The 24450-nt window shown below is 60.7% G+C and carries 24 protein-coding genes; 14 read left to right on the top strand and 10 right to left on the bottom strand.

Translation table 11 applies throughout. The features are described 5' to 3' along the window. Window positions 1-47: 47 nt before the first annotated feature. The 3 genes from AC4LFW_RS04885 to AC4LFW_RS04875 all read left to right on the top strand — a co-directional run bounded on the left by AC4LFW_RS04885 (window position 48) and on the right by AC4LFW_RS04875 (window position 4448). Window positions 48-1247 (top strand): osmoprotectant NAGGN system M42 family peptidase, encoded by a 1200-nt coding sequence (locus tag AC4LFW_RS04885; RefSeq protein WP_491818084.1) that lies wholly within the window; start codon window positions 48-50, stop codon window positions 1245-1247. 188 nt (window positions 1248-1435) lie between these two features. After that, window positions 1436-4207, top strand: a complete 2772-nt coding sequence (locus AC4LFW_RS04880) for a hybrid sensor histidine kinase/response regulator (RefSeq protein ID WP_491818083.1) — start codon at window positions 1436-1438, stop codon at window positions 4205-4207. Window positions 4208-4217: 10 nt separating this feature from the next. After that, entirely contained in the window at window positions 4218-4448 is a 231-nt protein-coding gene (locus tag AC4LFW_RS04875) for a YheU family protein (RefSeq protein ID WP_491818082.1), read from the top strand. 3 nt (window positions 4449-4451) lie between these two features. Here the strand turns inward: AC4LFW_RS04875 and AC4LFW_RS04870 are convergent, their stop codons facing one another. From AC4LFW_RS04870 to AC4LFW_RS04850, 5 genes are all read right to left on the bottom strand, one after another. Beyond that, the gene (locus AC4LFW_RS04870) at window positions 4452-4874 is read right to left on the bottom strand and encodes a hypothetical protein (protein ID WP_491818081.1); all 423 of its coding nucleotides are present in this window, start codon (window positions 4872-4874) and stop codon (window positions 4452-4454) included. Between the two features lie 123 nt (window positions 4875-4997). Next, window positions 4998-6143 carry an MFS transporter gene (locus AC4LFW_RS04865; protein ID WP_491820128.1) on the bottom strand — a complete coding sequence of 382 codons (1146 nt, stop codon included), beginning with the start codon at window positions 6141-6143 and terminating at the stop codon, window positions 4998-5000. 110 nt (window positions 6144-6253) lie between these two features. Continuing rightward, on the bottom strand, window positions 6254-7060 hold the full coding sequence (locus tag AC4LFW_RS04860; protein ID WP_491818080.1) for an SDR family oxidoreductase: 807 nt from the start codon (window positions 7058-7060) through the stop codon (window positions 6254-6256). Window positions 7061-7238: 178 nt separating this feature from the next. Continuing rightward, the gene (locus AC4LFW_RS04855; RefSeq protein ID WP_491820127.1) at window positions 7239-8894 is read right to left on the bottom strand and encodes a cation acetate symporter; all 1656 of its coding nucleotides are present in this window, start codon (window positions 8892-8894) and stop codon (window positions 7239-7241) included. Then, on the bottom strand, window positions 8894-9208 hold the full coding sequence (locus tag AC4LFW_RS04850) for a DUF485 domain-containing protein (protein WP_491818079.1): 315 nt from the start codon (window positions 9206-9208) through the stop codon (window positions 8894-8896). The genes AC4LFW_RS04855 and AC4LFW_RS04850 overlap by 1 nt, the downstream gene beginning before the upstream one ends. A gap of 268 nt (window positions 9209-9476) precedes the next feature. Here AC4LFW_RS04850 and AC4LFW_RS04845 point away from each other — a divergent pair, with 268 nt between their 5' ends. The 4 genes from AC4LFW_RS04845 to AC4LFW_RS04830 all read left to right on the top strand — a co-directional run bounded on the left by AC4LFW_RS04845 (window position 9477) and on the right by AC4LFW_RS04830 (window position 13038). Beyond that, on the top strand, window positions 9477-9701 hold the full coding sequence (locus AC4LFW_RS04845; protein WP_491818078.1) for a DUF2061 domain-containing protein: 225 nt from the start codon (window positions 9477-9479) through the stop codon (window positions 9699-9701). 347 nt (window positions 9702-10048) lie between these two features. Continuing rightward, entirely contained in the window at window positions 10049-11341 is a 1293-nt protein-coding gene (locus tag AC4LFW_RS04840; protein ID WP_491818077.1) for an alpha/beta fold hydrolase family protein, read from the top strand. Beyond that, window positions 11334-12101, top strand: a complete 768-nt coding sequence (locus tag AC4LFW_RS04835) for an MlaA family lipoprotein (RefSeq protein ID WP_491818076.1) — start codon at window positions 11334-11336, stop codon at window positions 12099-12101. The genes AC4LFW_RS04840 and AC4LFW_RS04835 overlap by 8 nt, the downstream gene beginning before the upstream one ends. 91 nt (window positions 12102-12192) lie before the next feature. Beyond that, on the top strand, window positions 12193-13038 hold the full coding sequence (locus tag AC4LFW_RS04830) for a pirin family protein (protein ID WP_491818075.1): 846 nt from the start codon (window positions 12193-12195) through the stop codon (window positions 13036-13038). Here AC4LFW_RS04830 and AC4LFW_RS04825 read toward each other — a convergent pair. Further along, window positions 13028-13978, bottom strand: a complete 951-nt coding sequence (locus tag AC4LFW_RS04825) for a lipid A biosynthesis lauroyl acyltransferase (RefSeq protein WP_491818074.1) — start codon at window positions 13976-13978, stop codon at window positions 13028-13030. The genes AC4LFW_RS04830 and AC4LFW_RS04825 overlap by 11 nt on opposite strands. 160 nt (window positions 13979-14138) lie before the next feature. Between AC4LFW_RS04825 and minC the strand changes: the two genes are divergently transcribed. The 7 genes from minC to AC4LFW_RS04790 all read left to right on the top strand — a co-directional run bounded on the left by minC (window position 14139) and on the right by AC4LFW_RS04790 (window position 22644). Beyond that, window positions 14139-14870, top strand: coding sequence for a septum site-determining protein MinC (gene minC, locus AC4LFW_RS04820; protein ID WP_491818073.1), 732 nt, complete (start codon window positions 14139-14141; stop codon window positions 14868-14870). Between the two features lie 91 nt (window positions 14871-14961). Then, on the top strand, window positions 14962-15777 hold the full coding sequence (gene minD, locus AC4LFW_RS04815) for a septum site-determining protein MinD (protein WP_491818072.1): 816 nt from the start codon (window positions 14962-14964) through the stop codon (window positions 15775-15777). After that, window positions 15774-16031, top strand: a complete 258-nt coding sequence (gene minE, locus AC4LFW_RS04810) for a cell division topological specificity factor MinE (protein WP_407296739.1) — start codon at window positions 15774-15776, stop codon at window positions 16029-16031. Before minD ends, minE begins: the two co-directional genes overlap by 4 nt. A gap of 84 nt (window positions 16032-16115) precedes the next feature. Further along, window positions 16116-16751: an RluA family pseudouridine synthase gene (locus AC4LFW_RS04805; RefSeq protein ID WP_491818071.1), complete on the top strand. Its 636-nt coding sequence runs from the start codon at window positions 16116-16118 to the stop codon at window positions 16749-16751. Window positions 16752-16841: 90 nt separating this feature from the next. Beyond that, on the top strand, window positions 16842-18131 hold the full coding sequence (locus tag AC4LFW_RS04800; protein WP_491818070.1) for a M18 family aminopeptidase: 1290 nt from the start codon (window positions 16842-16844) through the stop codon (window positions 18129-18131). 528 nt (window positions 18132-18659) lie between these two features. Then, window positions 18660-20756, top strand: coding sequence for a carboxy terminal-processing peptidase (locus tag AC4LFW_RS04795; RefSeq protein WP_491820126.1), 2097 nt, complete (start codon window positions 18660-18662; stop codon window positions 20754-20756). Between the two features lie 94 nt (window positions 20757-20850). After that, window positions 20851-22644, top strand: coding sequence for an EAL domain-containing protein (locus AC4LFW_RS04790; protein ID WP_491818069.1), 1794 nt, complete (start codon window positions 20851-20853; stop codon window positions 22642-22644). Here AC4LFW_RS04790 and AC4LFW_RS04785 read toward each other — a convergent pair. The 4 genes from AC4LFW_RS04785 to AC4LFW_RS04770 form a co-directional block, all read right to left on the bottom strand. Further along, complete coding sequence (locus tag AC4LFW_RS04785) at window positions 22611-23078, bottom strand: SEL1-like repeat protein (protein WP_491820125.1); 468 nt, start codon at window positions 23076-23078, stop codon at window positions 22611-22613. The two genes, AC4LFW_RS04790 and AC4LFW_RS04785, sit on opposite strands and share 34 nt — an antisense overlap. Next, window positions 23078-23458 carry a hypothetical protein gene (locus AC4LFW_RS04780; RefSeq protein ID WP_491818068.1) on the bottom strand — a complete coding sequence of 127 codons (381 nt, stop codon included), beginning with the start codon at window positions 23456-23458 and terminating at the stop codon, window positions 23078-23080. The genes AC4LFW_RS04785 and AC4LFW_RS04780 overlap by 1 nt, the downstream gene beginning before the upstream one ends. After that, window positions 23455-23775 carry a helix-turn-helix domain-containing protein gene (locus AC4LFW_RS04775; protein WP_491818067.1) on the bottom strand — a complete coding sequence of 107 codons (321 nt, stop codon included), beginning with the start codon at window positions 23773-23775 and terminating at the stop codon, window positions 23455-23457. The genes AC4LFW_RS04780 and AC4LFW_RS04775 overlap by 4 nt, the downstream gene beginning before the upstream one ends. 135 nt (window positions 23776-23910) lie before the next feature. After that, a complete protein-coding gene (locus AC4LFW_RS04770) occupies window positions 23911-24372 on the bottom strand; it encodes a YkvA family protein (RefSeq protein WP_491818066.1) in 462 nt (153 codons plus the stop codon). Between the last annotated feature and the right edge of the window lie 78 nt (window positions 24373-24450).

Raw genomic sequence — 24450 nt, 5'->3', positions numbered from 1 at the left:
CACCTACAACATAGCGGCAGCATTTCGTTCGCCGCTAAGGACTGACAATGACTGCAAAACTTCCAGAACCTGACCTGAATTATCTGCAGCGTGTGCTGCTGGAAATGCTCGCCATTCCCAGCCCTACCGGTTTCACGGACACCATCGTCCGCTATGTCGCCGAGCGCCTGAAGGAGCTGGGTATTCCCTTCGAACTGACCCGCCGGGGTACCATTCGCGCCACGCTCAAGGGGCGCCGCTACAGCCCGGACCGAGCCATCGCAGCGCACCTGGACACCATCGGGGCCAGCGTTCGGGAAATCCATGACAGCGGCCGGCTTGGCCTTTCACCTGTAGGCTGCTGGTCGAGCCGCTTCGCCGAGGGCAGCCGCGTCAGTGTGTTTACCGACACCGGAGTGGTGCGCGGCAGCGTGTTGCCGCTGCTGGCATCGGGTCACGCCTTCAACACTGCGGTCGACGAGATGCCGATCAGCTGGGATCACGTCGAGCTGCGGCTCGATGGCTACACCCAGAGCCGTGCGGACACCCTGGCGCTCGGGATAAACGTGGGCGATTTCGTGGCCTTCGATCCCATGCCCGAATTCACCGACAGCGGCTACATCAGCTCGCGTCATCTTGATGACAAGGCCGGTGTTGCGGCGCTGTTGGCGGCCCTGAAGGCGGTCGTTGAAAGCGGTCGCGAGCCGCCCATCGACTGCCACCCGCTGTTTACCATCACCGAAGAGACCGGCTCCGGCGCTGCTGGCGCCCTGCCCTGGGATGTCAGTGAATTTGTCGGCATCGATATCGCGCCTACTGCCAAGGGCCAGGCATCCAGCGAGCACGCCGTGACCGTGGCCATGCAGGACTCCGGCGGCCCTTACGATTTTCACCTGTCGCGACACTTGCTGAAGCTGGCCGCAGGCAACGAGATCCCGGTCCGGCGTGACCTGTTCCGCTACTACCACAGCGACGCCCAGTCAGCGATCGCAGCGGGCCATGACATCCGTACGGCCCTGCTGGCCTTTGGCTGCGACGCCACGCACGGCTATGAACGCACCCACATCGACAGCCTGGCCGCCATGAGCAGACTGGTTTGCGCCTACCTGCTGAGCCCGCCAGTCTTTGCCAGTGACGCCCATGCCGGAAAGGATTCACTGGAGAATTTCAGCCACCAGCTCGAGCATGTCACCCAGATGGAAAACGACACGCGGGTACCGGCAGTCGATTCGATCTTCGACAAGCACAACGACGATTCATCCCAATGACCTGTACGTTTCATGATGTGCCGCCAACTTGAGGCATCTGCCAATTGCGAGGCGGCTTCTATCCGGGCAAAGTCGCAGCCTCTGAACTGCATGGGTGCCTCGAGCAGGCATCAGGCGAACCTGGGTTTGCCGTCTGCGTAACTGGAAAAACCGCGTATCGCGGCTTTGCAAGCCCCCGAGTCGATCACATGCTCTCGCGTCTTTGTCTGGCCTTGTTCCTGTTCTGCCTGTCCGCTCAGGTCTGGGCGTTTGCACCCGTGCAGGTGGACTCACAGCATTTTCGCGAGGCCCTGGGAAGCAGTACCTACTTTCTTAGAGATCCCGGCGCAGAACTGAGCGCGACTGAAGTATTCGCGTTGCCGCAGGAAACCTTCGAGCCAGTAAGAGGCGTTCACGCCAACAAGGGCAAGAACGACTCGGTCTGGTGGTTCCGAGTCGATCTCGATAACCAGCTGAACGCCCCCGTCGGCGGCTTTGTCGAGATCAACTATCCGTTGCTCGACGACATCCAGCTCTATCTGCGTCACCCGGACGGCCGGATCAGCCGGCAGCAATCGGGAGACGGCCATCCGTTCAGCCAACGCTCGGTCAAGGTCAGCAACTTCTGGTTTCCCCTTGATCTGGAACCCGGCACTTCCACCGTGCTGCTGCGTGTCAAGAGCACCAGCACCCTGTACCTCCCGCTGTATTTCAGCAGCTATGCGGCAAACGCCGAAGCCACCGAAGAATCGATGGGCTTTGCCGGCGCCTTCTACGGCGTGCTGTTCGCGATGTTCTGCTACAACTTCTTTCTCTTCCTCTCGCTGCGGGAACCAGCCTACTTCTGGTATCTGATCTACAACCTGAACGTAGGCCTGTTCACCCTCAGCTTCGATGGCATGCTGGTCAAATGGCTGAATGATGCCGGCGGCGTCGTTGCGCTGGGCATCTATGCGCTGATGCTCAGCCATTGCCTGATTGCCGTGCAGTTCAGCAGGCATTTCCTTCACACCCGTGAATATTTCCCGCGCCTGGACATCGCGCTGCAAGTCACCTTGGCCGGAGCGGTCGGTGCGCTGGCGTCCGGCTTCGTGCTCGACATGCAAACCTGGAGCGTACTGGCCAGCGTCATGGTCATCGGGGTGTCCATCGGCCTGCTCCTTACCGGAGCTTTCGTATGGGGCCGCGGCGTGCGCTATGGCCTGTACTACACGCTCGCCTGGGGCGTATTGCTGGCTACATTCGTCATCGTCACGGCCGGTTCACTGGGCGTGAACCTGTTTGGTCTTTACGGCGCCCCGGTCGTCAAGATCGGCATCGCTTTCGAGCTGATCACCCTGTCCATCGGGCTTGCCGACCGCATCAACCTGCTCAAGGAAGAAGGCTTCAGGTCGCGCCAGGCAGCCGAGCGGGCAGAAAGCGAAAATCAGGCGAAAAGCCGTTTCCTTGCAAAAATGAGCCATGAAATCCGCACGCCGCTCAACGGCGTGCTGGGAATGCTGCAACTGCTGCGTGAAACCCCGCTGGACCGCAACCAGCGGTTCTACCTGGACACCATCTCCAGTTCGAGCAACTCGCTGATGACCGTGATCAACGACATCCTCGACTATGCGCGCATCGGCGCGGGCAAGATGGTTCTGGAAGACATCGAATTCGACCTGGAGACGCTGGTTTCCGAAACCATCAGCCTGTTCACGGCCCAGGCACTGGAAAAGCAACTGGGCCTGCATCTCAGCCTCGGGCCTGGCGTCCCCCGTCGCCTGCGAGGTGACCCGACCCGCCTCAAGCAAGTCCTGATGAACCTGCTCAGCAACTCACTGAAGTTCACCGAACGGGGATGCGTGTTGCTGGAGATCAGCCGCCAGGGGCCTCAGGAAGCGCGCAGCCTGGTGTTCGCGATCACCGATAGCGGCATTGGGATGCGTGCAGAAGTGCTGAGTCAGCTGTTCGTCTCGTTCGCCCAGGGCGATTCCAGCACCACGCGCCGTTATGGCGGCAGCGGGCTGGGGCTGGTCATCAGTAAGGAGCTGGTGGAAATGATGGGTGGCCGCATCGAAGTGCAGAGTACGCCTGGTCACGGCAGCCGGTTCAGTTTCGATATGCCGCTGCGTGAAGCAGGCGGCACCCTCGACCCCCTTATCCCGCTGCTCGAGGGGCATACGGCAGTGATTGCGTCTGGGGATCCGTGCGCCCTGGATGCGATGGGCAATTTGCTCAGCCGCTGGGGCATGCGCATCGTTCGCTGCGAGGAGCCGCAACGGTTGCCTCGCTACCTCGACGATCAGACCCCTGCCTCGCTGTTGGTCATAGTGGCGCCCTGGACAGGCAATCCGCTCTCGTGGCTCACCCCGCTGGCCGGCCAGCTCGAGCCGGATCAGCGCGTGATGCTGCTGTATCCGCCCCAGGACGAGCAGATTCCTGTTGCTTCGTCGCTGCGACTGGCCAGCTTGCCATTGCCGCTACTGCTTGGCCCGCTACGCGACGCCCTGCACCGGCTCTACCAGCCACCCCAAACGCCCTCAGATGGCGCAGCGATGGCTAAAGGCGAACTGCCCCGCATGAACGCCAGACCTTGCATTCTCATTGCCGAAGACAATCCCGTCAGTCAGATGGTCGTGTCCAGTCTGCTGCGCAAACGGGGCTACGAGGTCATCATTGCCGAGAACGGGCGCCGCGCAGTCAAGGCCTATTGTCTGAACCCAGGAGCAGTGCAGCTCATCCTGATGGATTGCGAGATGCCGGAACTGGATGGTTTCGAAGCCAGCCGACAGGTTCGTCGTTTCGAGGCCGAACGGGGTATACCGGCGGTACCGATCGTCGCGCTCACTGCCCATGTGCTTGAAGAACATCGCCGACAGGGCCGGGATGCCGGCATGGATGATTTCATCGGCAAGCCGTTGGCCAGCGAGCAGCTGTATGCTTGCCTGGACAGGTTCCTGGACGCCCCGATCATCGAACCCGACCTGCACCACCCTACCTGAACAGAAGCCGATGCTCATTCCATACGACCAGCTCGAACCTGACACCCTGACTCGTCTGATCGAGGATTTCGTCACTCGCGATGGCACCGATAACGGTGACGAGACGCCGCTGCAGACGCGGGTCGAACGGGTGCGCCACGCCTTGAGCAAAGGCACCGCCGTGATCCTCTTCGATGTTGATCACCAGCAGTGTCAATTGGCACTCAAGCGCGACGTGCCGAAGGAATGGCTGGACGACTGAGCGCTAGCCGAGCACCCCGCCGTCGCGCTCCCAGGCGCAGCGCATGCGAAGATCACGTTGGTGAGGGCTATGCGAGCCGCTATCGGTATCCCAGCGAAAGGTGTGCGTGCCGTTGAGCTCGGTTTCCAGATGCACCACCGCGCTGGTCCAATACAGCTCATCGAGAAGCGCCTCGAAATTGCGGACCCACAGCGCCCACTCGTACTCGACCGCTCGATAGCTGGCGCCAAAGTGGATCACCTGCGTCTGGTAGACGCCTTCCTCGGCGCAGCATGAAAACATCTCACGGCCAATGAAGGGCCAGCCCTCCCCTAGCGGCAAGCGGTCCAGTGCACGGCGATTGACAGCCCTGCGCTGCCGGCACTCCCCTACGTCAGCCGAAGGCCAATCGCGGATACTGCCGTAGACGATGGATTCCGGCTCCACAGTGTCACTCCAGACGAAAGGTCGACATGTTCAACCAATTCGAAGCGCCATTCCAGCTTGCCAGGCTGCTGGGCACTGGCTGTTTTGGCCAGCGGTGACGCAGACCACAGCTTTGGGACGCGTTCAGGCTGCCGTTGCCGCTTTCGCCTCTCGACGAGGGGCCAGCCGTATGGCAAGAACGGACATCAACGCAGATATGCCCGCCAGGACGACGAAGGGCCAGCGGTAGTCGCCCGCCAGATCCCGTCCCAACCCGGTCAATACCGGCGCCAGACAAGCCAGGCAATATCCGGTGCAGAGCATCATGGCGGTCAGGCGGCTGACCGCCAGCGGGGTGCTTGCCTCATACATCGGCAAGACCAGCGACATGGAAAAGGTGCCGTTCAAGGCCACGCCCAGCAGCATGCACACCAGCAAAGGATTGACCTGCGGAAGCCAGGCGATGACCAACAGGCAGCCCGTCGCCAGCACACCACAGCCAGACATCAGCAGATGCCGCCTGCCGAAGCGCTGAGCCAGCCAAGGCATGATGAAGGCGCTGGGTAAGCCGATCAGCATGAATCCGCTGAAAAACGCGTTGCTTTGCAGCAAGCTGAAGCCAACCTCGTGATAACGCGCCACCAACCAGGTTGCCAGCGCATAGAACAGCCCGGCCTGCAGGGCAAAATAGATACTCACCAGCCAGGCCCTCGGCTCGCCCCAGGGCAGACCGGTGCGCCCCCCTGCAGCCGACTCGGGCTGATTGGGCAACCGCCACCAGATCAGCAGCGCCAGCACGGCGGGGACCGCCCACAGCGCCAGTCCCCAGGTCCAGCGGTTACCCATCAGCTCGGTGGCCGGTGCGGTCAACACCACGCCAATGGTGCCGCCCACTGCCATGCTCAACGAATAGTAAGCGGCCGTCTTGCCCATCCGGTCCAGGAAGTGGCGCTTGATGAAGCCCGATAACAGCGGCCCTGCCACCGCGATTCCGGCGCCGACCAGCGCAGCGGTAGAGATGAGCAGCGGAGCGTTGTCACCGAGCAGGCGCAGCAGCAACGCCACGCCGATCAAGCCCAGGCAAAGACTGATGGTGCGCTCCAGCCCGAAACGCACCGCCAGTCGCGGCGCCATGGGCGCAAGCAAGCCCATCAGCAACACCGGAAGGGCCGTGGTAAGGCTGATCACGCCGCGACTGAGCTGCAGCTCTTCGGCGATGCGCTCGATCAGCGGTGCGAAAGAGGTGATGCCGGGACGCAGATTGATCGCGGCAAGCACGAGAGCCAGCATGAGCAGCCAGCGAGACGGGTTCTTCAAGGTGCATCCAGAGGGCGGGCCGAGGGTGAGCCGGCAACCCTACTCCCGCGCCTGGATCAGGGCAAGCAAAACGGACTGTTCGGTCAGGTTCTGCTCTTGCTGCGCTTCTTCTCCGCCAGGGCCGCCATCTCGTCGTAGATAGCCTGTGGGTTCTGCTGCTTGATCTTCCAGGCCATGCGGCCCTCGTCATGCGGCAGGATCATGAACACGCCCTCGGCTACCTGACGATAGATATAGTCGGCAATGTCGGCTGCGGTGATCGGCGACGCTTCGAGCAGCTTGCTGATCTGCGCTTTCATATTGGGCGTCGGCCCGCGGTAGGAATCCATCAGATTGGTTTGGAAGAATGACGGGCAGACCACATGAACCCCGACCTGCTGCTGTTTGAGCTCGACCAGCAGGCTCTCGGACAGGGCGACCACGCCCGCCTTGGCCACGTTGTAGTTGCTCATCCCTGGCGCCTGCATCAGGGCAGCCATCGAGGCGATGTTGATGATCTTGCCCTGGCTCTTCTGCACCAGCGGCAGAAATGCCTTGCAGCCCTTGACCACACCCATGAGATTGATTGCGATCTGCCAGTCCCAGTCCTCCAGCGACAACTCCTCGAAGAAGCCACCCGAGGCGACACCCGCATTGTTGACCACCACATCTATGCCGCCAAGATTGGTCTCGCAAGCCTGAGCCAGCGCGGTCAGCTGGCTGTAGTCGCGTACGTCGCAGCGTTGCGTGAAGCCATCGCCGCCCGCTTGACGAACCATTTTCAAGGTTTCGGCAAGACCGGCCTCGTTGACATCCGACAAGGCCAGCTGCCAGCCCTCCCGCGCCCAGCGCAAGGCAATTTCGCGACCCAGGCCGGAACCGGCTCCCGTGACCATCATTCGATTCTGCATCGGTGTGACCTTTTGTTCGTTGGTTGCCACGAGTCTAGCGAAAGCGACGGCTGCCTCCGGCCTCTATCGAAACGCTGAATGACTGTCATGCTTCAGGTTCGATTGGCACTGCTGAGACACAGGCTCCGAAAGCAAAAAAGGCAGCCTTTCGGCTGCCTTTGCATCACAACGATGAGCTTCAGTGTGCGACGGCACCACTCGAACCCAAACCGGTCTGGGAGCGGATGAACTGCGGGAAGAAACGTGCACGCTCTTCCGCCGCCGCCTTGGATTTATCGGTGACCGAGAAAAACCACAGGCCGGCAAACGACGCGATCATGGCAAATAGTGCCGGGTACTTGTACGGGAAGATCGCCTTCTCGAAGTGCAGCACATCGACCCATACCGTCGGGCTGAGGATGGTCAGCAGCAGAGCTGTGCCCAGGCCCATCGCGCCGCCGATCAGCGCGCCGCGGGTGGTCAGGTTCTTCCAGTACATCGAAAGGAACAGGATCGGGAAGTTGCAGCTGGCCGCAACCGAGAAGGCCAGGCCCACCATGAAGGCGATATTCTGGTTCTCGAAAGCGACACCGAGGAGGATGGCCAGCACACCCAGGGCCAGCGTGGTGCGCTTGGTTACTTTCATCTCGTCCTCTTCCCTGGCCTTGCCCTTCTTGATCACGCAGGCATAGAGATCATGCGCAACAGCCGAAGCACCTGCCAGCGCCAGACCGGACACCACCGCGAGGATGGTGGCGAAGGCCACCGCGGAGATGAACCCAAGGAACAGATTGCCGCCAACCGCCGAAGCCAGGTGGATAGCGACCATGTTGGTGCCGCCGACGATGGCGCCCGTGGCGTCCTTGAAGCTCGGGTTGGTGCTGACCAGCAGGATCGCGCCGAAGCCGATGATAAAGGTCAGGATGTAGAAGTAGCCGATGAAGCCAGTCGCATAGAACACGCTCTTGCGCGCTTCCTTGGCGTCAGCAACGGTGAAGAAGCGCATCAGGATGTGCGGCAGGCCCGCTGTGCCGAACATCAGTGCCAGGCCCAGCGAAATCGCCGAGATCGGGTCGGAAACCAGGCCGCCCGGGCTCATGATCGCCTGGTGGTTCGGATGCAGCGCCACGGCGTCGGAGAACAGACGGCCGAAATCGAAGCCGACGCTGTACATCACCATAACGGCCATGAAGGTTGCACCGGACAGCAGCAGCACCGCCTTGATGATCTGCACCCAGGTGGTCGCCAGCATGCCGCCGAACATCACGTACATCACCATCAGCACACCAACCAGCACGACGGCGACCAGGTAATCCAGACCGAACAGCAGCTGGATCAGCTTGCCGGCACCGACCATCTGCGCGATCAGGTAGAAGGCCACCACGATCAGCGAGCCGCAGGCCGAAAGGATACGGATCTGCGTCTGGCCCAGGCGGTAGGAGGCTACGTCCGAGAAGGTGAATTTGCCCAGGTTACGCAGTCGCTCGGCCATCAGAAAAAGAATGATCGGCCAGCCCACCAAGAAGCCGATCGAATAGATCAAGCCGTCGTAGCCGCTGGTGAACACCAGTGCCGAAATGCCGAGAAACGAGGCCGCGGACATGAAGTCCCCAGCGATCGCCAGGCCGTTCTGAAAGCCGGTGATGCTACCGCCGGCGGTGTAGTAATCGGAGGTGGAGGTGTTGCGCTTGGCTGCCCACTTGGTGATGCCCATCGTGAAAATGATGAACACGACGAACATGGAAATGGCGGTCCAGTTGGTGGCCTGTTTCTGTACATCACCGGTCAGGGCGTCAGCGAACAGTGCCGGTGCAGCCGTAGTCAGGGCAGCGGCGGTCAGCAAACGAGCAAGCATCATTTCCGGGCCTCGTTGAGAATGTCCTGGGTGATGCGATCGAATTCGCCATTGGCGCGCTGGACATAGATGCCCGTCAGGACGAAAGACAGGAAGATAAGCCCCAGCCCCGCAGGGATGCCCCAGGTAGTGACGGAGCCGGCGCTCAGCGGAGTCCCGAGGATGGCAGGCTCGAACGCGATGATCAGAATGAAGGCGAAGTAGGCCATCAGCATGACGGCAGCCAGCGTCCAGGCGAAACGGCCACGCTTGGCGACCAGTTGCTGGAAGCGTGGATCGGCGTTGATCTGCTGGAAAACAATGTCGTTGTTCATGATGTCTCCACACGGTCTCTGCCCCCACATGAAGGCAGGGCGGCTACTTTAGGGTGAGTCAGCCCGAAAACCACTCGACCATGGTCTTGTTTTTATTTTCTGAAACGCCCGAGCCAGACGCTTTGCCGGGGCCTGCGCAGCAAACCGGGACGTTCATAGCAAGAGCCTATGCGAGCCATCAGCGGCGACCATTTCCAACTTCCAGCAGGCTGGCAGAAACTTGCTCACAAGCGAGAACAATTCTCGATCGTTTCTGGAGCGCATCGCCATGATCAAGACCGTCACTTTCACCCTGATGCACTTCTGTATAGCATTCACGGTGACCTATGCCTTGACCGGAAGCCTCGCCGCCGGCGGGCTTGTGGCCGCCATCGAACCTCTTTGCAACTCGGTCGGATTCTATTTTCACGAGAGGATCTGGCAGCGATTGGACAAACGCGAGGGTGCCAAGGAAAGGATTCCAAGCCACGCCTGGCTGCACCACCAGGCGTGAGTGTTACCCTCGCCTCCCTTGAGCACGCTGCTCCGGTTACCGGCCGACCAACAGCGATCCCTACCTAGAAGCCCGAGGCTTTTTGCTATCACTTTCCGAAAACAACGCAACCCGCCGGCCCCATTGTGGTCCATGGTTGGCGAAGCGATACGTCGCGGGTGACTCCAGGCATTAGCTGACCGCAAGAGTCAGGGCTTTCGAATGGCCCGGCCTGTCGCTCAAGCGAAGTGACCTGAGACGCTTGTCAGCTATCGAATGCACCCGCCGAGGGGGCTGCCTTGCCATCGGCCGTCAGATCTGAGCATCCATCCACCGAACACCATCGTAGCTACCGGAGATCATTCAACATGCGACTGCTGCTGTGCCTGAGCGCACTGCTCGCGCTGGTCGTTACGCCTGCCTACGCGGCAGATATCAGCATCGAGCAATATGGCTATCCCTTGAGTAATCCATTCGAGGCGACAATTGCCACCACTCCGGCGGCATTGCGAGCCGACCTGCCGGGGGGTGACGACATTGATCAGGCCGACTACAGCCTTCGGTTGCGCCCTGAGCGCGACTTTATCCTGCCCGACAACTTCTGGGCGGTTAAGCGCCTGACCTACCGACTGGCGAAACAGCCAGGACCGGCACCCCTGATGTTCATCATCTCGGGTACCGGCGCAAGCTACTCGGCCGGCAAAACCGAATCGCTCAAGCGGCTGTTCTATGGGGCTGGCTATCACGTCGTACAGTTATCGTCGCCTACCAGTTTCGACTTCATCGCCGCCGCCTCGCGCTACGCTACGCCCGGTTATAGCCCGGGCGACGCCAAGGACCTGTACCGCGTGATGCAAGCCATACGGGCGCAGCAGCATGAGTTACCTGTCACCGAGTTCAACCTCATCGGTTACAGCCTCGGCGCGCTCAATGCTGCCTTCGTCAGCAAGCTCGACGAGACGCGACAGAGCTTCAATTTCAAGCGGGTGCTGATGGTCAACCCACCCGTCAACCTCTACACCTCGATCGACAACCTCGACAAGCTCGTGCAGACGCAGGTCGACGCCATCGACAGCACTACCACCTTCTATGAAGTCATCCTGGAAAAACTCACCCGCTACTACCGCCAGCGGGGAATGATCGACCTGGACGAGGCGATGCTCTTCGATTTCCAGCAGTCTGCGCTGCGCCTGACCGATGAACAGATGGCCATGTTGATTGGTTCGGTGTTTCGCTTTTCGGCAGCCGACATCGCCTTTACCTCGGACCTGATCAACCGCCGCGGCCTCATCGTGCCGCCCAAGTATCCGATAGACGAAGGCACCAGCCTCGAGCCGTTCTTCCGCCGAGCCCTGCTTTGCGATTTCGACTGCTACATTACCGAACAGCTGATTCCCATGTGGCGCGCCCAGCAGGACGGCGGCAGCATGACCCAACTGATCGATCAGGTGAGTCTCTATGCCCTCGAGGACTATCTGCGCAGCACCACGAAAATCGCCGTCATGCACAACGCAGACGACATCATTCTCGGCAGCGGCGATTTGGGCTTCCTGCGTCGTACCTTTGGTGACCGCATGACGCTCTACCCTCGCGGCGGCCACTGCGGCAACCTTACCTACCGGGTCAATGCAAAGGATATGTTGGAGTTTTTCCGTGGTTAGACGCTCTCTGTTCGCCCTGTTGCTGCTCAGCAGCCTGGCCCACGCCCAGACACCGACTCCCGACGAGGACGGCTTCACCCATCCATTGCGCAATCTGGAGTTCAACCCCGGCCTGGATCAGCATGAATTCGAGCGTGCCACCTTCGTCGCGCTGAACATCTATGATCCGTGGGAGTCGCTGAACCGGCGCATGTACTACTTCAACTACCGACTCGATCAGTTCGTGATGCTGCCCGCCGTCCGCGGCTATCGGTACGTCACACCTAAAATCGTGCGTACCGGCGTCAGCAACTTCTTCAACAACCTTGGCGAGATTCCCACCCTCTTCAATACCATCGCGCAGCTCAAGGGCGAGCGAGCCATGACCACCACTGCCCGATTGCTGTTCAATACCATCATCGGCGTTGGTGGCATCTGGGACCCTGCGACCCGCATGGGCCTGCCCCGCTACCGGGAAGACTTCGGCCAGACCCTTGGCTTCTACGGCGTTCCGCACGGCCCCTACCTGATCCTGCCCGCACTGGGCCCGTCAAACCTTCGCGACACCGCAGGCCAGGTCGCGGACTTCGGCGTTGAGCGCCAGGTCGACTATTTCAGCTATGCCGAAGCCAGCGGCGGCGAATTCGGGCTTACGGCCCTGCGCCTGATCGATATCCGCCACACCACTCCCCTGCGTTACGGCCAGCTCAATTCGCCGTTCGAATACGAGAAGGTCCGCTACGTCTACACCCGTGCAAGAGAGTTGCAGGTCGAGGAATAATCGAAAGGATCGATGGGAAGGGTCCGTATTTCGCATCAACGTATCGCTATGCTGACGGTATTCTCTGCTGACCTCTTCTTGGAGCAATGCCATGACCATGCGCGATATTCTTTCCATCAGCACCGGCCGCGCCACGTCCGATGGCGCAGGGGTCAGCCTGACCCGGGTCTTCGGCGGCGCAGCCCCCGAGCGCTTCGACCCCTTCCTGATGCTCGATGAGTTCGGCTCGGACAATCCCGACGAGTACATTGCCGGTTTTCCACCGCACCCGCACCGCGGCTTTGAAACGATCACCTACATGCTCGAAGGGCGGATGCGCCACGAAGACCACCTTGGCAACGTCGGCCTGCTGGAGAGCGGCGGGGTGCAATGGATGACCGCAGCACGCGGTGTCATCCATAGCGAGATGCCTCAGCAGGAACATGGGGCGATGCGCGGCTTCCAGCTGTGGCTGAACCTGCCTGCGAAAAACAAGTTGAGCGATCCAGCCTATCGCGATTTCGCTCCTACCGAGATCCCGCGGGTCACCCTGCCGGGCGGTATCGAAGCGGTGGTGATTGCCGGTCAGCTCCGTGCTGAAGGCATCGAACAAGCTGGCGCTGTGCAGCGGCCCGACACCGAGCCACAGCTGTTCGACCTCCGCCTGCCCGCCGGCACCGTTCTGACACCGCAGCTGGCCGACGGCCACCGGGTGATGCTGTACGTGTTTGAAGGCGAGCTGACGGTGGGTGGAAATCCAGTTCGGAAAAACCAGCTGGCCAGGCTTTCCGAACAGGGAGAGCTGGAGTTGACAACCCGCAGCGGTGCCCGCGTGCTGCTACTGGCCGGTCGGCCGCTAGGCGAGCCGATTGTCCAATACGGCCCGTTCGTGATGAACAGTCGTGAGGAGATCGAACAGGCACTGCGTGACTTCCGCGATGGGGTATTTACGGGCTGAGGCGTTTCTTCGGCAATTTGCGGTACAGACTCGGTTCGCCATCCGGGCGTGTCTTGAAGCGACGATGGGCCCATAGATACTGCTCGGGATGCTGCCGGACCGCATCCTCGATCCAGTCATTGATGCGTCGGCAGTCCGCTTCCTCGCTTTCACCGGGAAAGTTTTCCAGGGGCGGATGGATCACCATCCGGTAGCCGGCGCCATCGGCAAGACGTTCCTGCGTGTAGGGCACCACCCGTGCCTTGCCCAGGCGGGCAAACTTGGTCGTGGCGGTCACGGTTGCCGCATTGATGCCGAACCAGGGCACGAACAGGCTCTGCTTGCGGCCGTAGTCCTGATCCGGGGCATACCAGATGGCACGCCCGGCGCGCAGTACCTTGAGCATGGCCCTGACGTCCTCGCGCTCGATGGCGCTGGCGTCGAGGTTGTGCCGCTCCCGCCCGCGGCGCTGAACAAAGTCGAAGACCCCATTCTTGTGCTCGCGATACATGCCGTCGATGGTGTGCAGCTGGCTCAGCAGCGCCGCGCCGATTTCCAGCGTGGTGAAATGCAACGCCATCAGGATCACACCCTGCCCCTCGGCCTGCGCCTGCTGCAGATGCTCAAGGCCCTCGATCCGCGCCAGGCGCTGCAAGCGAGCCTTGGGCCACCACCAGCTCATCGCCATCTCGAAAAAGGCGATGCCCGTCGAGGCGAAATTCTCACGCAACAAGCGCTCACGCTCCTTGTTGTTCAACTCGGGAAAGCACAGCTGCAGATTGCGCCGGGCGATATGCCGCCTGGAGCGGGCGGTCCGGTACATCAATACGCCCAGCCCGCGCCCCAGGAGCAGTAGAAGCCGATACGGCAGCTGAACCACCAGCCAGAGCAAACCCAAGCCCAACCACAACGGCCAGAAACGCGGATGAAGGAAGGCACTACGGAAACGGGGACGATCCATTAGCAAGCTCGTACCAGGAAAAGCGGGCATTCTAGCGACAAAATGCCTGCCGATGCGGCTGCGTCTCGATGCATGGCATCCATCCGATAGCGCGGCGAAGACTTGCAGCCTGCCACCCGCCCCGCTATAAGTCCTCGCCATTTACCGCAGCAGGCAGACCATGAGCAAAGCCGATCTACCCGACCAAGCAGCCGTTTTCCAGCTCAAGGGCAGTATGCTCGCTATCACCGTGCTGGAGCTGGCGCAGAATGACCTTGAACGTCTGGATCAGCAGCTCGCCGTAAAGGTTGAACAAGCGCCGGATTTTTTCAACAACACGCCACTGGTATTGGCGCTGGACAAGCTTCCCGCCGACTGTGACCTCGATCTGCCTGCGCTTATCGCCCTGTGCCGCAAGCACGGCCTGCGCACCCTTGCCCTGCGCGCAGGCGACCCGCAGATCGTCAAGGCTGCAGCCGAGCTCGATCTGCCAGTCCTGCCGCCCTCCGGGGCTCGTGAGCGCACGCTCGACATTGCCAGCAAGCGTCCGGCCGAGCCCGCCAAACCGGCCGAACCCGTCTACCGCCCCACCCGCGTGGTCGCCACGCCTATTCGTGGGGGCCAGCAGGTCTACGCCCAGGGCGGCGACCTGATCGTGCTTGCGGCCGTCAGCCCGGGCGCGGAACTTCTCGCCGATGGAAACATCCATGTGTACGGTCCGTTGCGTGGGCGTGCCCTGGCCGGCATCAAGGGCGACACCAATGCGCGCATTTTCTGTCAGCAGCTTGCGGCTGAAATGGTCTCGATTGCCGGACATTACAAGGTGGCCGAAGACCTCAGACGCGACCCTCTCTGGGCCGAGGCCGTACAGATGAAGCTATCCGGCGACGTGTTGAACATCACCCGCCTTTAACGGATACTGCCGCGAATTTTCAAGCACCAGAACGGGCGTACTGTAAGCCGACTCGGCTACGGTCCCGACTTCATATTTAGGGTGAATCACCTTGGCCAAGATCCTCGTAGTCACTTCCGGCAAGGGTGGCGTCGGTAAAACCACTTCCAGCGCCGCCATCGGTACCGGCCTCGCCCTGCGCGGCCACAAGACCGTCATCGTCGACTTCGACGTCGGTCTGCGTAACCTGGACCTGATCATGGGCTGCGAGCGTCGTGTGGTGTACGACTTCGTCAATGTCATCCAGGGCGACGCCACCCTGACCCAGGCACTGATCAAGGACAAGCGCCTCGAAAACCTTTATGTCCTTGCAGCCAGCCAGACCCGTGACAAGGATGCGCTCACCCTTGAAGGCGTCGGCAAGGTCATCGATGAACTGGCAAAGACCTTCGAATATGTCATCTGTGACTCCCCGGCCGGCATCGAGAAAGGTGCACACCTGGCGATGTACTTTGCTGACGAAGCCATCGTCGTGACCAACCCGGAAGTATCCTCTGTTCGCGACTCCGACCGCATGCTCGGGCTGCTCGCCAGCAAGTCCCGCCGTGCCGAGAATGGCGACGAGCCAATCAAGGAGCACCTGCTGCTGACCCGCTACAACCCCGAGCGCGTAGTCAAGGGCGAGATGCTTGGCGTCGAGGACGTCGAGGAAATCCTGTCGATCCGCCTGCTGGGCGTGATCCCGGAATCGCAGGCTGTGCTGAAAGCCTCGAACCAGGGCGTGCCGGTCATCCTCGACGACCAGAGCGACGCCGGCCAGGCGTACAGCGATGCAGTCGACCGCCTGCTGGGCAAGGAAGTCAGCCACCGCTTCCTTGATGTGAAGAAGCAGGGCTTCCTGCAACGCCTGTTTGGAGGTCGCGAATGAATTTCCTCGACTTCTTTCGTGAACGCAAGAAGAAGGAAACGCCAGCCAACATCGCCAAGGAACGCCTGCAGATAATCGTTGCCCACGAGCGTGGCCAGCGGACGCAGCCAGATTATCTGCCTGCTCTGCAGAAAGAACTGGTCGAGGTGATTCGCAAATACGTGAACATCGACAGCGACCAGGTTCAGGTCGCGCTGGAGGATCAGGGCAGCTGCTCGATTCTCGAGCTGAACATCACCCTGCCCGATCGCTAAACGATCCGGCCAGGCAGCAGGCCCCCTGTGCTGCACCCGTTCATCGGCGACTTCGGTCGCCGATGTCGTTAGCGGAAATCAAAGATGCCCCTGAGCAACATCCAGATCGTTCACCAGGACGCTGCCCTGCTGGTGATCAACAAGCCTACCCTGCTCCTTTCCGTACCCGGCCGAGCCGAGGACAACAGGGACTGCCTGGTCACCCGCCTGCAGGATAACGGTTATCCGGAAGCGCGGATCGTGCACCGGCTGGACTGGGAAACCTCGGGCCTCATCGTGCTGGCGCGCGACCCCGACAGTCATCGAGAGCTGTCCCGACAGTTCCATGACCGCGAGACCGAGAAGGCCTACACCGCCCTGTGCTGGGGCGAACCCGAGCGGGACAGCGGCAGCATCGACCTTCCGCTGCGCTATGACCCGCCCACCAAGCCACGACATGTCGTCGACCATGAACTGGGCAAACACGCATTGACCTATTGGCGAGTCCTGGAGCGGCGCGGTGAATACAGCCGCGTCGAGCTGACCCCCATCACTGGCCGCTCCCACCAATTGCGCGTGCACATGCTCTCTATCGGTCACCCCCTGCTGGGCGATCGACTGTATGCCCATGAGCAGGCACTTGCGGCCCATGATCGGCTTTGCCTGCACGCCAGTATGCTCTCGCTGACCCAACCGCAGACCGGCGAACGCCTGCGCTTCGACTGCCCGGCTCCGTTCTAGTCAAACAGGGCTCCTGTCTGGCAGGCAATGCCTGGGCTATCTCACTGCGTAATCCGATAAACTTCCATGCCTTGCAGCCAGGAGCTCGTCATGCGCGAAGAACTCAACCAGGGTCTGATCGATTACCTCAGGGCCTCCCCAACCCCGTTTCACGCCACCCGCAGCCTCGCGCTGAGCCTGCAGGCCGCCGGCTACAAGGCGTTGGACGAGCGCGAGACCTGGCATACCGAACCGGGTGGTCGCTACTACGTGACGCGTAACGACTCCGCCATCATCGCGTTCCAGCTCGGTAGCAAACCGGCGATCGATCACGGCATACGCCTGGTTGGGGCCCATACCGACAGCCCCTGCCTGCGGGTCAAACCGCAACCGGAACTGCAACGCCAGGGCTTCTGGCAACTCGGGGTGGAAGTCTATGGCGGCGCGCTGCTGGCGCCCTGGTTCGATCGCGACCTGTCCCTGGCGGGACGTGTCACCTACAGCCGCGACGGCAGGATCGAAAGTCAGCTCATCGACTTCAAGCTGCCCATTGCGGTGATTCCGAGCCTTGCGATTCACCTGAACCGGGAAGCCAACCAGGGCTGGGCCATCAACCCACAAAACGAACTGCCGCCTATCCTGGCCCAGATCGCCAGCGAGGACAGCCCGGACTTCCGCGCCCTGCTCGCTGACCAGCTCAGCCGCGAACACGGCCTGGTCGCCGATGTAGTGCTGGATTTCGAACTCAGCTTCTATGACACCCAGAGCGCGGCGGTCATCGGTCTCAACGGAGACTTCATCGCCGGTGCCCGGTTGGATAATCTGCTGTCATGCTTCGCCGGATTGCAGGCCCTGCTGCGAGCCGGCCCGGAAGAAAGCTGCGTGCTGGTCTGCACCGATCACGAAGAGGTCGGCTCGACCTCCATGTGCGGTGCGGACGGCCCCTTCCTGGAGCAGGTGCTACGCCGCGTACTACCGGAAGGGGAAGGTTTCCAGCGCAGCATCAATCGCTCACTGATGATCTCGGCCGACAATGCGCATGCCGTGCACCCCAATTACAGCGACAAGCATGACGGCAACCATGGGCCGAAGCTCAATGCAGGCCCGGTTATCAAGGTGAACAGCAACCAGCGCTACGCGACCAGCAGCGAAACGGCCGGTTTCTTCCGTCATCTCTGCCTCGAGAACGAGGTGTCGGTACAGAGCTTCGTCACGCGCAGCGACATGGGATGTGGCTCGACCATTGGGCCTATCACGGCTAGCCAGCTTGGTGTCCGCACTGTAGACATCGGCCTGCCGACCTTTGCTATGCACTCGATTCGGGAGCTCGCTGGCAGTCAGGACCTGGCCCATCTGGTCAAGGTGCTCAGCGCGTTCTACTCCAGCCCTGAACTGCCCTGATTGGACAACGCAGGACAGCTTGCCGAGCCGCAACCCAGCCAGGCAAAGCAGAGGCGATGCGCTTTGGCTGGCAGCGACGAGCACTGAGCCAACCGACAGACGCCCGGCTTCTGTCCTATTCGAGGCCGTCGTCGACGACCGGAGCATTTTGCACGATACAGGATTGCCGGCTAGTGCAGCTTTATTGACCCACTTTGGCTGACCTCGCATGAGCTGCAATACCTTGCAATGCCGCCATGCTGCCTCCATAGTGGTTTCCAGTTATGCCTGCTCGACTTGGCCTGCCAGCGGTGCGGACCAGACTGGAAGGTTACAGGCTATAAGTGAACAGCCCATTCGAAACCGTTGATTTCTTCGATCCGGCAACGAGGCTTGCGGCACTCGCAATACCGGCACAGAGCGTGCTCTGTTACGGCGTGCCAGCCGCCACCGGGCTATTATTTTTTACCGCCGGACGGATCCCTGCTCCGGCGCCTGATTTGATGGCCTACTATGCGTTCTCACCCAGCCAAGCGTCGCCCCTTCGAGATGAAACGATCATTGAGCGCAGGCGTTCTAGCCCTGCTGCTGGCCTTCCAGACCAGCGTCACCCTGGCCAAGCCCGCCGAAGGGCACGACTGGGATTATCTGCAGCCTGACCGCGATCAGGTTATAGCCAGCCTGAACGTCGTCGAGCTGCTCAAACGCCACCATTACAACAAACCCCCGCTGAACGATGCCCGATCGGCCAAGATATTCGACAGCTATATCGAAATGCTCGATCCATCGCGCAGCTACTTCACAGCTGGTGACCTGGCAGAGTTCGAGACGTGGCGTAATGAGTTCGACGACTTCCTCAAGAACGGCAACCTCGAACCCGGCTTCGCCATCTACAAGGTGCATCTGCAACGCCTGCAGAGTCGGCTCCAGTATGCGCTGAGCCTGCTGGACAAAGGCGTCGACAGCTTCGACTTCAGTCTCGACGAAGAGCTGTTGATAGACCGCAAGAACGCGGCCTGGCCGGAGAACGAGGCTGCGCTTGATGACCTCTGGCGCAAACGCGTCAAGGATGAAGTGCTGCGGCTGAAGCTGGCCGGCAAGGAGCCGGCGGCGATTCAGGAGTTGCTGGTCAAGCGCTACAAGAACCAGCTGTCTCGCCTGGAACAGACCCGCGGCGAAGACGTGTTCCAGACCTATATCAACGCTTTCGCCCAATCGTACGACCCGCATACCCAGTATCTCTCGCCAGATAACGCAGAGAACTTCGACATCAACATGAGCCTTTCCCTGGAAGGCATTGGTGCTGTGCTGCAAAGCGACAACGAACACGTCAAGGTCGTGCGCCTGGTTCCAGCCGGCCCGGCCGAGAAGAGCAAACAGATCGCGCCGGCGGACAAGATCATCGGCGTCGGCCAGAGCAACGAGGAGATGGTCGACGTGATTGGCTGGCGTCTCGATGAGGTGGTCAAACTGATCCGTGGTCCGAAGGGCTCGGTTGTGCGCCTTGAAGTCATCCCCGCCAGCAATGCGCCGAACGATCAGAGCAGCAAGGTCGTCGCCATTACGCGCGAAGCGGTCAAGCTTGAAGAACAGGCGGCCAAGAAATCCATCCTCAACCTTGAGCAGGATGGGCGCGCCTACAAGCTTGGCGTCATCGAGATCCCGGCCTTCTATCTTGATTTCAAGGCACTTCGTGCGGGCGACAAGGACTACAAGAGCACCACCCGTGACGTAAAGAAGTTGCTTACCGAGCTTGAGCAGGAAAACGTCGATGGCGTGGTGATCGATCTGCGCAACAATGGCGGCGGCTCACTTCAGGAAGCTACCGAACTGACCGGCCTGTTCATCAACCAGGGTCCGACGGTACTGGTGCGCAACAGCGATGGCCGGGTCGATGTCCTCGCCGACGAGCAAACCGGTGTGTTCTACAAGGGTCCATTGGCGGTGCTGGTGAATCGACTGTCCGCGTCGGCCTCGGAAATCTTCGCCGGCGCCATGCAGGATTACCATCGCGCCTTGATCGTCGGCGGCCAGACCTTTGGTAAAGGTACCGTGCAGACCGTGCAGCCGCTCAACCATGGCGAACTCAAGCTGACCCTCGCCAAGTTCTATCGCGTCTCCGGACAGAGCACACAGCATCAAGGAGTGATTCCGGACATCTCCTATCCGGCCGAAGTCGATACCAAGGAAATCGGTGAAAGCGCTCTGCCCGAAGCGATGCCATGGGACAGCATCCGAGCGGCGATCAACCCGGACATGAATCCGTTCAAGCCATTTCTCGCAGAACTGAAGGCGCGCCACGAAACGCGTACCGGTGATAACCCGGATTTCGTATTCACCCGGGATCGCCTGGCGCTGACCCAGGAGCTGATGCACGAAACCACTGTCAGCCTCAACGAAGAGAAGCGCCGTGCGCAGCAGGATCGCATCGAGAAACGCCAGCTTGCGCTAGAGAATGCCCTGCGATCAGCCAAGGGCGAAGAGCCTTTAGCAAAACTTGAGCGCGAGGATGAGAACACGCCGCACATCGAGCCAGAGAAGGTCAAGCCCGAAGACGACGCCTATCTGGCCGAGAGCGGTCGTATCCTTCTCGATTATCTGGGGCTGGAAAACTCGGTGGCGAAGGAAGCATCGATCCAGCGATAAATGCATGATGTCATCAAAGTGACATCATTTGGTCGTGAAATACGAGGGCCGTTTCCATACGGCCCTTCGCATTTCCGGCCACCACGAGATCACCATGACCGTCACCGAGCAGTTGAGCACGCTGGATAACATCCTGGCTCACGGCGGCATCACCACCCTGTTTCAGCCCATCGTATCCCTCTCCGAGCGGCGCATCCTGGGCTACGAGGCGCTTACGCGAGGCCCCTCCAATACGCCTCTGCACTCCCCCATCAACCTGCTCGCGGCAGCGCGCCATGCGGGGCGCATCAACGAACTGGAGATGACCTGCCGGGAGAACGCCTGTCGTCGCTACAGTCAGTTAAAACTGCAAGGCAAGCTCTTCCTCAACGCTTCACCCGAAATGCTGCTCGACGCTACTCACAAAGCTGGCCGGACCCTCGAGCTGCTACAGAGGTACCGTATACCCGCCGCCAGGGTGGTCATCGAACTAACCGAGCAGACACCCACCGACGACTTCGATCTTCTCGACGCGGCACTCCACCATTACCGCGACATGGGCTTCTCCATCGCTCTGGACGATCTGGGAGCCGGGTATTCCAGCCTGCGCATGTGGTCGGAGCTGCGCCCTGATTACGTGAAGATCGACCGTTACTTCATCGATGGCATTCATCGCGACGGGGTCAAGCGCGAATTCGTCGAATCGATCATGAAGATAGCCCGGGCATCACGGGCACAGGTCATCGCCGAGGGTATCGAGCTGGGCGAAGAATTGCGGACGCTTTCGGACATGGGCATCGACCTGGTCCAGGGATACCTGCTGGGACGCCCCACTGACGAACCTGGTACGGACATGGAGATCGTACTGCCAGGTCCGGACAACAACGGGGAATCCCTCGCCGAGGACAGTCCGGACCTCTCTGCGCTAGTGATCAAGCAGTCAGCCGTCCCCGCCTCGCAACCCATTGCAGATGTGCTGGAGCTCTTTCGCCTGCAAGCCAATCTCAACTCCGTGGCGGTACTGGACGCCACTGACCGCCCCATTGGTATCGTCCATCGCGGCCTGCTTTCCGATGCCCTGCTAAAACCCTTTGCAACCGACCTGCTCGCACGCAAGCCAATCAGCAGGTTGATGAGCGATGACTTCCTGGCGGTGGAGCTGAGCCAATCCCTGCAGCAGGTCAGCCGCCTGCTTACCAGTCGAGCCAGGCAACGCATCGAGGAGGACTTCGTGATCACCCTGGACGGCACCTACCATGGGCTTGGACGGGTGATCGACGTGTTGAAGCTGATCACTGAAATGAAAATCCAGCAAGCTCGCCACGCCAATCCCCTGACCTTGCTGCCGGGCAACGTGCCGATCCAGCAGTGTTTGACGCGACTACTGAGGAACGAGCGAGAAGCGGTCATCTGTTACGTGGACATCGACCATTTCAAGCCATTCAATGACCTCTATGGCTACGCCAAGGGCGACGAGATCCTCCTGTGCCTGGCGCATTGCCTGGATGAGCAGATCGACTCGACCTCTGACTTCGTCGGCCACATAGGCGGTGACGACTTCATGCTCGTCGTCCACCCGAACGGATGGTCATCAAAGATTGAAAAGCTATTCCAGACATTCGAGCGGCGCTGTAAACCCTTCTACCGCAGCGAGCACCTCGCCGAAGGCTGTTTTGTCGCTGAGGCGCGTCAGGGAGGCCAGCAGCGCTATCCGCTATTGTCCCTGTCGGTCGGTGCCGTGCTGCTCGAAAGGCAACGGCCGGCTACGCTCGATGCATCGCAGCTCGCCAGTCTGGCGTCTGACGCCAAGCGCCAGGCCAAACAGGAGCCCGGCTACAGTCTGTACACCATCGAATCAAGCCTGATCGCAGACCATCACAATCCAAGCCTGGCAGCGCTGGCTTTGTAGTGCTCTGCCTGCTCCTTGTCGGCTGCAAGCCCATGACCACCAGCCAGATAAAGCTGGGCCAGCCGCGTCGCGGCAAGAGGATGTCCAGCCTCCACTGCCAGTTTCCACCAGCGAGCGGCCTGGGCACCGTCCGGGCCGTGGGTGGCATCTTCACTCAGGCTGATAACACCCATTTGATAGGCCGCCTTCGCGTCGCCAGCCTCGGCCGCCAGCCGTAGCAGACGGATACCTTCCTTCTTCGCCCCGTAACCCTGCCCCCGAAACAGCAGGATATGTCCATAAAAGCTTTGCGCCTGACTGTTGCCCAGGGCCGCCATTCGCGAAAACTGCCCTTCCATCCATCGCCATAGCTTGGGCTGCTGGACCACCCACCGAGACGCCATCAGCTTGCGTGCAATCAGGTATCCCACTCGCGCCCTGACCTTTTGCAGCATCACGGCGTCTCCCGATAATCGAATTCAAACACCCGCGCCACTTCGCCCGCATGCCACGAAGCAGCGGCGGCCCCATCGGCAGGCCCGGTAAAGCGCTTTAGGCGGGCAGCACATTCAAAGAAACCGGTTTGCGGTAACCGACTGGCGCCCTGGCTGATCACCAACGCGCTGCGCAATGGCCGGTCCGCCGCGGCGTCGAGCGCAGCCAAGTGCTCCAGCGCTGCGGCCAGGGTCTGCATGGCGGGAACCGGCAGCTGCAACCGTTCAATCAATGCACGGTACGTCACCAAGTGGTGCTGACGACGAGCCTCGGCCAGCTCGTTCAGTAGCGCCTGCCAGTGCGTACCGCTGATACGAATCGGAAGAGACGCGTCTTTCAAGCTTCCTGCTCCCATCCCGATATCTCCAGCGCCCGCGCCAGCGCGCGACGTATCGCCTCTCCGGGGTCACGCTCACCGCTCTCGATGAGAGCCAGATAGGCTGGACTGATGCCAACGGACTGCGCCAGCACAGACTGGCTCAAGCCTCTGGATTCTCGAACTGAAGCCAGGTCGGCGAAGCGAGGGAGGCTGGTAGCGACAGTAGTGCTGGCCTGTGTCGCGGCGTGCCCGGCCTTGCCAAGCAGCGCCTGGTACTCTTCCCACGGTACGACCGCATATTCGGGCAGACCGTCACGCATGATGACTTGGATACTCATCCGCTACCTCGCTGGGTTGATCAAGACAATCGATCTTAACAGCCTCAGCGCCGATTTTTAGCCAAAGAGCCCGCAGTAACCAGAACCCAGGCAGAAACATCACGCACCGGTATCGACACTCTCCTGCCAGCCGGATCAACGCGGGCGAGCGCTACCGACATCGTCCGCCAATGGTTCATCGGTGTCCGGCAATCGATCGATTTCAGCGAGCACCTCGCTTGACTGGCCATCGCGCCATGTGCGGAATGCATCCAGCTCCCCTGACCACTTACGCATTACCCATCCCAACACGGCCAAGTCGTCGAGAAATCCCAGCCCCGGGATCCAGTCAGGGATAGCATCCATGGGCGAAAGGAAATACAAAAGACCCGCCACTGCAGCCACCAGCGCAGGCTTGCTGACAGACCGGTACTCGCCTTTCCACCATGCCACGCATAACGACTGCAACAGGCTGAGATCTTCCTTTAGCCCCTTGACCAAGCCGCCGCGCGATGACCGCTTGCGCGCGACCGCAACCAATACCGCTGGCAACCGCCCCCTGGCCAGGACGCGCTGTGCAATAGGCAGATACCTGAAAAATTTCCATGGCATTTTCATATACACCCCTCGCAATAGCCGTCGTGATTGGGTCCGGCAGCTTATCCACAAAACCTGTGGATAACACTGTGAACAGTT

This window comes from Stutzerimonas sp. C6.4V (assembly GCF_058536345.1).
The sequence above is the reverse complement of the archived record's forward strand: the minus strand, read 5'-3'. Positions and strand labels throughout refer to the sequence as shown.